Source organism: Mycobacterium sp., from assembly GCF_052145595.1.
Classification (GTDB): domain Bacteria; phylum Actinomycetota; class Actinomycetes; order Mycobacteriales; family Mycobacteriaceae; genus Mycobacterium.
In genome coordinates this window covers 1-8,971 of sequence record NZ_JBKQOI010000284.1, presented here as the reverse complement: position 1 = coordinate 8,971, position 8,971 = coordinate 1, and the positions used below count along the sequence as shown (strand labels likewise).

Here is an 8,971-nt window from a genome sequence, read left to right as displayed (position 1 = left end):
CCCACTTCACCCACGGCTGCGGAAACACAGTTTCGTCCTTGTTGGTCAGATATGGCTCGCACAACACCATTTCGCGGGTCTGCTGACCGGCCGTGACGATCAGCGGGGTGTTGCCCTTAGCCGCCGCGACCAGGTTGCCCATCGCGTTTCCCATCCCCGCGGCGGTGTGCACATTGACCAAGGCGGGCTTGCCGGTGGACTGGGCGAATCCGTCGGCCATGGCCACCACCGACGCCTCCTGCAATCCCAGGACATAGGTGAAGTCGTCGGGGAAGTTCTTCAAGAACGTCTCCTCCGTAGAGCCCGGGTTGCCGAATACCGTCGTCAGCCCCAGCTCACGCAACAGGTCGTAGGTCACCTCGTGAATGGTTTTCTTGTCTGTCATCGTCCCGCCGGTCCTTCCGTGGTTGTCGAGCCTTCACGACGCGCGCCACCGCGCTCAGGTATCAGCCTCTTCAGAAGTGGTGATGTTATCGATGTTTTACGCGACAACTGTGCCCACCGGTCACTGTGGACCATCACAATGCCTGGCAGTGCTATCAGGATTCTCCTGGTGTCCGAGCTGTATCACCGCCGAACCGGCACGGCACCCCCGTTGTACATGGCCACAGCGCCAAGCCGTCGGGCGTTGTCAGAGAGCCCATCGACACCAAACGCATATCGTGTTGGAATGCTCGAACATGTACGCGATTGAAGTCGAGCAAACCGGCGGACCGGACGTACTTTCCCGCGTGGAGAAGCCGCTGCCCTCCCCTGGGCCCGGTGAGGTGTTAATCAAAGCCGAGGCGATCGGCGTGAATTTAGTCGACACCTATTTCCGGTCGGGGCTGTATCCGCATGAACTGCCGTTCGTCCTCGGCGCCGAAGTGGCCGGAACCGTCGCCGCGATAGGCAATGATGTGACCGCGCTGCGTGTGGGTGACCGGGTCGCGACCGCCGACGCCGTTGGCGCCTACGCCGAATACTGTATCGCGCCAGCCGATGTCGTGGCGTCGATGCCGAATGCGGTGACCTCGGACGTCGCCGCGGCAGCCATCCTCAAGGGCATGACCGCGCACTTGCTGATCAAGTCGGTGTACCCTGTGCAGCCCGAAGACACGGTGCTGCTGCACGCCGGGGCCGGCGGGGTGGGCCTGATACTGACGCAGTGGGCGACCAGCCTTGGGGCGCGGGTCATCACGACGGCCTCCACTGCGCACAAGGCGCAGCTGTCGCGCCGGGCGGGCGCGGTGGAGGTACTCAATTATCCCGACGACGCGCATTAGTTCGGGGCCAGGGTTCGACAGCTTACCAACGGCACGGGTGTCCCGGGTGTCTACGACGGCGTGGGTAAGTCCACATTCGACGCCAGCCTTGCCAGCCCGGCGGTCCGGGGCACGCTGGTACTGTTCGGCGCGGCCAGCGGACCGGTGCCCCCGGTTGACCCGCAGCGGCTCAACGCCGCCGGCTCGGTGTATCTGACCCGCCCGTCGCGGCCGCATTTCATGCGCACACGCGACGAGTTCGCCTGGCGCACGAACGAATTGTTCGAGGCGATCGCCGCCGGCGCCATCACGGTGACCGTGAGCGCCCGGTACCCGCTCGAGGACGCCGCTCAAGCTCACCGCGATCTCCAGGGCCGCAAGACCGTCGGCTCGGTCGTGCTGACGCCCTAGCGGCACATAGGTAGCTTCGTCCCGCGCGCCCGATTTAGTGTGACTCGGCGGCTAGCACACGTTCGCGGATCTCGGCCGGGTAGAGACTGTCGAACGTAGCTGGGCGCGCCCCTACCGAGGGAAACAGCCCGTCGTGCACGACGATCGGTCCACGCCCGCTGTGCCGTTCCTCTTCGGTGTAGCACTGATACCACGGCAGGATCGGCACCTCCCACTGCTCTTGCCGGAGGTTCGGATGCGTGCGAGTGCCAAGCGCCCACAACACACCCGAGATGTTCGATGGGTCGATATCGTCGTCGAGCAACATAGGTGACCGGACACATCTGACCGACCCGGCTGGTACTCATCAGCTCGCCGATCCGGTGCACGAATTCGGTGGTGCTGGTTTCCGGGAGCACATCGCGCCAATGCCGCGGGACGGTGATGATCATCCAGTGGCAGGCCGTGTCCACCAGCAGCCAGGCCGTGGTGATGGGCAGGCCGGCGTTGCGCAGCAGCGCCAGCACCTCAGCCGATACCCCGACCGCCGGGGCAATCTGCGAATCATCGGGCGGCCGGCCGGTGGCACTTATCGGCCAGATCGGGTTGTCGCGATAGGTGATCGCCTCGATCGTGTAGACCGGCTCCGGGGAGGTCTCCGGGAGCGCGTAGCCATGGAACTCGGCGTAGGGGCCCTCGGTGGCGTCCCGGGTGATCGAAACATGGCCTTCGATGACGACTTCGGCGCCCGCGGGCACGTCAAGATCGACCGTCTCGCACTTGACGACTTCGAGGGGTTCGCCGTAGAGGGTGCCCAGGAACGTTCCCTCGTCCATTTCGGCCGGGATGGGCATCCCGCCGATCATCGGCACGCCGGGATCACCGCCCTGCACGACGGCGAACGGCATCGGCTTACCGATCTTTTCCCATTCCGCCCAGATCATCCCGATGTGTTGCTGAGGCAAGAACAGGCCGGTCATGTGGCGGTTGTCCAGCAGCATGATCCGCGAGATCGACCAGTTGGTCCACCGAGCGTCCGGCGTCTTCGCGACGATGACACCCCAGGTGTTGGGGTAGCGGCCGCCGTCATCGGGGTGCACCAACGGAATCGGAAACCGGTCCAGGGTCGCGTCGGCCCCCAGCAGAATGTTCTGCTTGCACGGCGCCGAATCCGCCGAGATCAGCTTTGGCGGGATCGGCGTCTTTCCGTGCGCCGCCGCCAGGTGCTCGACCAATTCTTGCGCTGTCACGTCGTGCGACAGACCGAACGAAAGCGCAACGCGTGCCAAGGGATAGCGGCGATCACTGGACAACGCACCCGGCGCACCAAGCAGGCGGAACCCGGGCTCCACTCCCTCGACGGTGTCGAACAACGGCGCCGGCCACCCCTGCTCGGTTGACCGCCGGGTGATCGCGGCCGCCTCCAGCACGGCGCTGACGGGACGATCGATGTGCTCGACATCGCCAAGCGATTCCAGCACTCGCAGATACTCCCGGAGATCGGTGATCCTGGGCATCAGTGATTCACCACCTTGAGACTCGAGGTCTTGGCGCCCGGCACACCGTTCCACCGTTTGGCGGTGGGTGATTCGATATCGAACTGGTCCAGAATCCGGGTCACGGTGTGATCGACGATGTCGCCGACGGAAGCCGGGTGGTTGTAGAACGCCGGCATCGGCGGGACGACGCGGGCGCCCATGCGGGCCAAAGTCAGCATGTTGTCCAGATGAATCTCACTGAGCGGAGTTTCGCGGGGCACCAACACGAGTCGCCGGTGTTCCTTCGACGTCACATCTGCCGCGCGGGCAATCAATCCGTCGGCGTAGCCCATCCGGATCGCGGCAAGAGTCTTCATGCTGCACGGGGCGATCGCCATTCCCGCCACCCGGAAAGAACCCGACGAGATCGCCGCTGCCTGCTCGTCCCACGAATAGACGACGTCGGCTAAGCCCTCGACATCACGCGCCGACCATTCCGTCTCCAGGTGGACGGTCGCCCGCGCCCACCGCGACAGCACCAGGTGCGTCTCTGCGTCGGGACACTGCTGCAGTCGGCGGAGCAGTTCGATACCGAGCACCGCGCCCGTGGCTCCGGTCATCCCCACGACGATCCGTCTCATCCAAATCACTCCCACGACTCGGCGGACAGTTACGACGTCCCTCTGGATCGTTAGCCAAGGCCAGGGCGGTTGTCGATGTTCCCGCCGACAATGCGGTGCCCCGTTTGATGTCGCGCGAGACAACACCACGCCTGTCCCGTAGGGGCTCACACGACCGGCTCCCCGAGGAAGCCTTCCCGAACGCTCGTCGGTCACCGGCCCCGGCGGCTGGGGCTCAGTTCCTGAGGTGTGATAGCGCGGTAATTTGGTCCGCCAGGTCCGCTAAGGCCCGCGCTGTCGCCAGCTCCTGGCCGGTTTCGTGAACCAAATTATCGGCCGGATGACGATAGGCGACGCCAACTCCGGCCAAATGCGCACTTCCCCATTGCAACTCAACCTTCGCGTATGTCCTGCCGCGATGCTCGTCGATCGCCAGTGTGACCATCGGATGCGTTGGAGAATTCGGGCGACTGGTGTGGTACATGTACGAATCATGCTGCGGGACAGAGTTACTTTCGAGTTCATCAACCGGCGTGGCGCATCCTGGTGACTTTGGTCCCTACCGGTGATGCCAATCGACACCTCGCTATGAAGTGTGGGCCCGCGCTGTTAGCCGATCTTGGCCATGGTGCGATCCCACAATTCGCGCGCGAGGACGGGATCGTAGGCCGCGCGGTTGGCTTTCGCGATTTTGCCCTTCGAGTAGTACCCGCCGGACGTCCAATCGACACCCGGCGTACTCGACGCCAACCAAACCAGCTGGTCGGCCCCCTCGTCTGCCGTCGCGGTGAGTCGCCTTACCGGCGTGCGCCGCATGACTTTAAGAAGCCGCGATCCCGACGCGTCGCCAATATTTGTGTCGACATAGCCGGGGTGGACCACCGCAACCGAGAGGCCGTCGGCACGGTAGCGCCGATGTAATTCCCTCGTGAACAAGATGTTTGCCAGCTTGGCGAGAGCATAGGCAACGCTGGGCCGGCGCCGGTCCGTCGTTTCAAAATCGGTGATGGTGACTCTGCGAAGCAGAGTCTGGGAAGAGCTGGTCGTGTTGACGATCGTGGCACGGGAACCAACGAGCACCTCCAGCAACTGCGTGGTGAGCAAAAACGGCGCCATGTAGTTGACCTGAAAAGTCACCTCGTGACCGTCGGCCGTCTTGTGGATGTTCGTGAACATGCCGCCGGCGTTGTTGGCCAAAACGTCGATGCGCGGGTACTCGGAACGAATTTTGTCTGCCAACGCCCGCACCTGAGACAGGTCGGTGAAGTCGGCCACGAAATGGTCGGCTTCCAATTCGGCGGCCACGGCTGCGGTCTTGGTTTCGGACCTCCCCACCACTACGACGTTTTCGCCGCTCCGGCGTAACCGACGAGCCGCCGCGGCACCGATGCCGTCACTGGCACCCGTGATGACGATCGTCCTACGCGTCATTGCCTAGTCCTCCACGGGGAGTGTATCGAGCGCCATCGAATGTCACTGACCTATTTGCCACCCAATGGGGACTGTGGAGTACCGCTGGGCGTCGACCCGCGCGCCCAGTCGAGCTCAGGCCAGCGAGTAGCGTACCGGCAGGTGTTTGAGGCCGCCGACAAAGGTGGTGGCGGTCAGTTCCGGATCGCCGATCAGCTCGATGGATTTGAGTCTGGGGAGCAGCTCGGAGAAGAAGCTGTTGACCTCCATGCGGGCCAGGACCGCACCCATGCAGAAGTGCACGCCATAGCCGAAGGCCACGTGTTTGTTGGGGTCGCGCCCGACGTCGAAGCGGAACGGGTCGTCGAAGACCTCTTCGTCGCGGTTGGCCGACGCATACGACAGCAGCACGGATTCCCCTGCGGCGATGGCTGTTCCGCGTACCGTGGTGCTCTCGGCGGCGGTGCGCATGAAATGTTTGACCGGGGTGACCCAGCGGATCATCTCCTCGGTGGCCCGCGGCATGAGGCCGAGATCGTCGCGCAGGCGGGCCAATTGGTCTGGATTCTCGATGAGTGCGTGCATGCCGCCTGAGATGGTGGAGCTGGTGGTGTCGTGGCCGGCCGTGGCCACGATGAGGTAGTAGGACACGGTGTCGAGGTCCGACAGCGGTTCGCCGTCGACGCGGGCATTGGCGATCGCCGACGCGAGATCCTCGGTCGGATGCTCGCGGCGCGACGCGGTCACCCCGTTGAAGTACTGGAACATGTCCAGCAGCGCCGGCAACTGGTCCTCGTCCGTAGTGCCGCGCCTGAACTCGCTGTCGGCGCTGCCGAATAACTCCTGGGTGAGCTTGAGCATGCGCGGGAAGTCGGCCTCCGGCAGGCCCAGCAGCGACATGATCACGTAGAGCGGGTAATTGACCGCAACCTGCTGAACGAAGTCGCACTCGGGACCGGCAGCCATCATCTTGTCGACGTAGATCTTGGCCAGTTCGTCGACGCGCACCTTCAGCGCCCGCATCGCCTTGGGCCGGAACCAATCCGCGCCGATCGCACGCACCACCCGGTGCTGCGGGTCGTCCATGTGGATCAGCGTGCGAACCCCCGCGGCGGCCTGCATCTCGTCGCCCTCGACAGTCGCCAGCACCGGGCGCGGCCAGTTGCTGAACAGCATGTTCTCGCGTTCGATGTCCATGACGTCGGCGTACTTGGTGATCGCCCAGAACGGCTTGTAGTCAGGCACCTCGACCCACGACACCGGAGCGTTGGCGCGCAAGTGAGTCAGCGCCGCATGCAGCCGCGGCTCGTCGGTGTATGCCAACGGATCTGCCAATACCCTGGCGGCTTCGTCGACCGTCGGTGCGCTCATTGGCGAAACTCCTTCAGTGCGGCGGTAATACAGTCCTGCGATGCGGAATAGAAGATCGGCAGCACGCGATCGACGACGTCCTCACAACGACTGCGCAGGGCGGCGGCAATGGTGTCGACTGGCCCGACTACCGCGAAGGCGCACAGCATCTCGTCGTCGATGAGCGAGCCCATGGTGTCCCACTCACCTTGCTTGGAGAGGCGATTCAATTCGGTGTGCAGGTCGCCCCAGCCATGCAGTTCGAGCACCCTGCGGTAAGCCGGCGTTGATCCGTAGAACGCGATCTGCTTGCGCGTGGCAGCCATAGCGGTGGCCAGCTCCTCGTCGGTCGCGCCGGTGGCGACCATCACTTCGGCCGATACCTGGAAGTCCCCGCGTTCGCGGCCGGTGCGCTGCATGCCGCGCACCAGTGCCGGCAAAGTCACCTCATCGAGGTAGCGCTTGGAGACCATCGGATGACCGAGGTGGCCATCGGCGACCTCGCCGCACAACTCGGTCATCGCTTCGCCGACGGCGGCGAGGAAAATCTTCGGCGCGGAGTAAGGGTGCGGCTCGGGCGTAAACATTGGAGTCATGATCTTGTGCGTGTAGAAATCGCCCTCGAAACGCAGTTTGGTGCCGTCCTTCCAGGCGGACCAGATTGCGTGCAACGCGGAGACGAATTCACCCATCCGGCGCGCCGGGTGGCTCCACGGCATGCTGAATCGTTTCTCGATGTGGGGCTGAATCTGGGTGCCCAGCCCAAGGATGAACCGACCCTGCGAATACTCCTGCAGGTCCCAGCCGATGTTGGCGACGATCATCGGGTTGCGCGCGAACGCCACCGCGATGTTGGTGCCCAGCTCGAGTCGCAAGGTGTGCTCGGCGGCAAGCAGCAGCGGCAGAAACGGATCATGACTGGTCTCGGCGGTCCAGCCCCCGTCATAGCCGTCCCGCTCCAGAGCGCCCGCCGCCTCGGTCACCCGTGCGAGCCGATTGGGGATGCCCCCGTCGAGCTTGAGGCGGGGGGCGCTACCCATGCGGGTAACTTTACAGTAAGCAATCCAGTATGTGACCCTGCTCTAGGCGCGCGACGAATCCGCACGAGGTAGGACAGCAGCATGACAAAACCCCCGGATTGGCAGGAGACGCTCGAGGACCTCGACCGTCGCCGTCAGCACGCATGGGCCATGGGCGGCCCCCAGCGGCTCGAGAAGCACCACAACAAGGGCAAGCTCGACGCCCGCGCGCGGATCGACCGGCTCCTTGACCCCGGGACATTCCGCGAACTCGGCACCCTTGTCGGTGGCGAGATCGCCGCCGATGGGATCGTCGTGGGCTCCGGCTCGATCAACGGCACGCCCGTGATGCTCGGCGCCGAGGACTTCACCACGATGGCCGGCAGCATCGGGCCCGGAGGCAACTCGAAGCGATACCGCATCGCCGAATTGGCTCTGCGCGACAAGATTCCGCTGGTGATGCTGCTCGAAGGCGCCGGTTTTCGTCCCACGGGTGGGCATTACGGGCGCACCCCGACCGATCTGCTCGCCCAGGCGCAGTGCTCGGGCCGTGTCCCGACCGTCGCCGCCGTGCTCGGCCCCTCGGCCGGACACGGCGCACTGGTCGCCCCGGTGTGCGACTTCCGTATCATGAGCGCCCAGGGCGCGATCTTCACCGCCGGGCCTCCGGTGGTCAAAGAGTCTACCGGAGAAGACATCTCGAAAGAGGACCTCGGCGGGCCGAACGTCGCCTTGCCCAGCGGGGTCATTCACAACGTTGCCGAGGACGACGAAGCGGTGCTCGACGACATCCGCCGCTACCTGTCATACTTCCCGCCGAGCGCATGGTCGTACCCGTCGCCGCTGCCCGCCGACAAGACCAGCGAGCCGCGGCAGACACCGGAGCTACTCGGCATCGTCTCCCGCGACAACCGTCGCGTCTATGACATGCGCGCCGTGCTCGACGCGATCTTCGACCGGCCGGACTGGTTTGAGGTTCAGCCGCAGTTCGGCAAGGCGATCATCTGCGTGCTGGCCCATCTCGGCGGCCATCCGGTCGCGGTGGTGGCCAACCAGCCCCAGGTAATCGCCGGCTCCATCGACGCCGACGCCGCGGATAAGGCGGCGCACTTCATCATGGTGGCCGACTCGTTTCACCTGCCAATCGTCTTCCTCGCCGACAACCCCGGCATGCTGCCCGGCAGCCGGTCCGAGCGCAGCGGCGTGCTGCGTGCCGGTGGTCGCATGTTCGCCGCCCAGACCGCGGCGACCACGTTGAAGCTGCACCTCACGCTGCGCAAGGCGTACGGATTCGGCTCCATGGTCATGTCGCTGCTGGGTTTTGACCACCAGGTCGCGACCTTCGCCTACCCCGGCGCGACGATGGGCGCCATGAGCGCGGCGGCGTTAAGCCGTGCGTCGCACGCCGACGAGGACCTGTCCTCCAAGCTGCGCAACGCCGAGTTGCAGGCGTCGTATCG

At 64.7% G+C, this 8,971-nt stretch carries 8 protein-coding genes and 1 pseudogene; 2 read left to right on the top strand and 7 right to left on the bottom strand.

Annotation, left to right across the window (positions count from 1 at the left end):
* Nucleotides 1–385 (bottom strand): thiamine pyrophosphate-binding protein (locus ACLP4W_RS24770; protein WP_442390036.1); only part of this gene is annotated, 385 nt, incomplete at its 3' end.
* Between the two features lie 295 nt (nt 386–680).
* Here ACLP4W_RS24770 and ACLP4W_RS24765 point away from each other — a divergent pair.
* Nucleotides 681–1,655, top strand: a pseudogene (locus ACLP4W_RS24765) (quinone oxidoreductase family protein).
* On the opposite strand, the gene ACLP4W_RS24760 reads toward ACLP4W_RS24765, so the two are convergent.
* The 6 genes from ACLP4W_RS24760 to ACLP4W_RS24735 form a co-directional block, all read right to left on the bottom strand.
* A complete protein-coding gene (locus tag ACLP4W_RS24760; protein ID WP_442390035.1) occupies nt 1,652–3,151 on the bottom strand; it encodes a UbiD family decarboxylase in 1,500 nt (499 codons plus the stop codon). The pseudogene ACLP4W_RS24765 and the gene ACLP4W_RS24760 overlap by 4 nt on opposite strands.
* Nucleotides 3,151–3,753: a UbiX family flavin prenyltransferase gene (locus ACLP4W_RS24755; RefSeq protein WP_442390034.1), complete on the bottom strand. Its 603-nt coding sequence runs from the start codon at nt 3,751–3,753 to the stop codon at nt 3,151–3,153. Before ACLP4W_RS24755 ends, ACLP4W_RS24760 begins: the two co-directional genes overlap by 1 nt.
* A 214-nt stretch (nt 3,754–3,967) precedes the next feature.
* Nucleotides 3,968–4,216, bottom strand: a complete 249-nt coding sequence (locus ACLP4W_RS24750; RefSeq protein ID WP_442390033.1) for a dsRBD fold-containing protein — start codon at nt 4,214–4,216, stop codon at nt 3,968–3,970.
* A gap of 125 nt (nt 4,217–4,341) precedes the next feature.
* Nucleotides 4,342–5,163, bottom strand: a complete 822-nt coding sequence (locus ACLP4W_RS24745) for an SDR family NAD(P)-dependent oxidoreductase (RefSeq protein ID WP_442390032.1) — start codon at nt 5,161–5,163, stop codon at nt 4,342–4,344.
* Between the two features lie 114 nt (nt 5,164–5,277).
* Nucleotides 5,278–6,513, bottom strand: coding sequence for a cytochrome P450 (locus ACLP4W_RS24740; RefSeq protein ID WP_442390031.1), 1,236 nt, complete (start codon nt 6,511–6,513; stop codon nt 5,278–5,280).
* Entirely contained in the window at nt 6,510–7,532 is a 1,023-nt protein-coding gene (locus tag ACLP4W_RS24735) for an LLM class F420-dependent oxidoreductase (RefSeq protein ID WP_442390030.1), read from the bottom strand. Before ACLP4W_RS24735 ends, ACLP4W_RS24740 begins: the two co-directional genes overlap by 4 nt.
* An 81-nt stretch (nt 7,533–7,613) precedes the next feature.
* On the opposite strand from ACLP4W_RS24735, the gene ACLP4W_RS24730 reads away from it, so the two are divergent.
* On the top strand, nt 7,614–8,971 hold a 1,358-nt coding region (locus tag ACLP4W_RS24730), incomplete at its 3' end, for an acyl-CoA carboxylase subunit beta (RefSeq protein ID WP_442390029.1).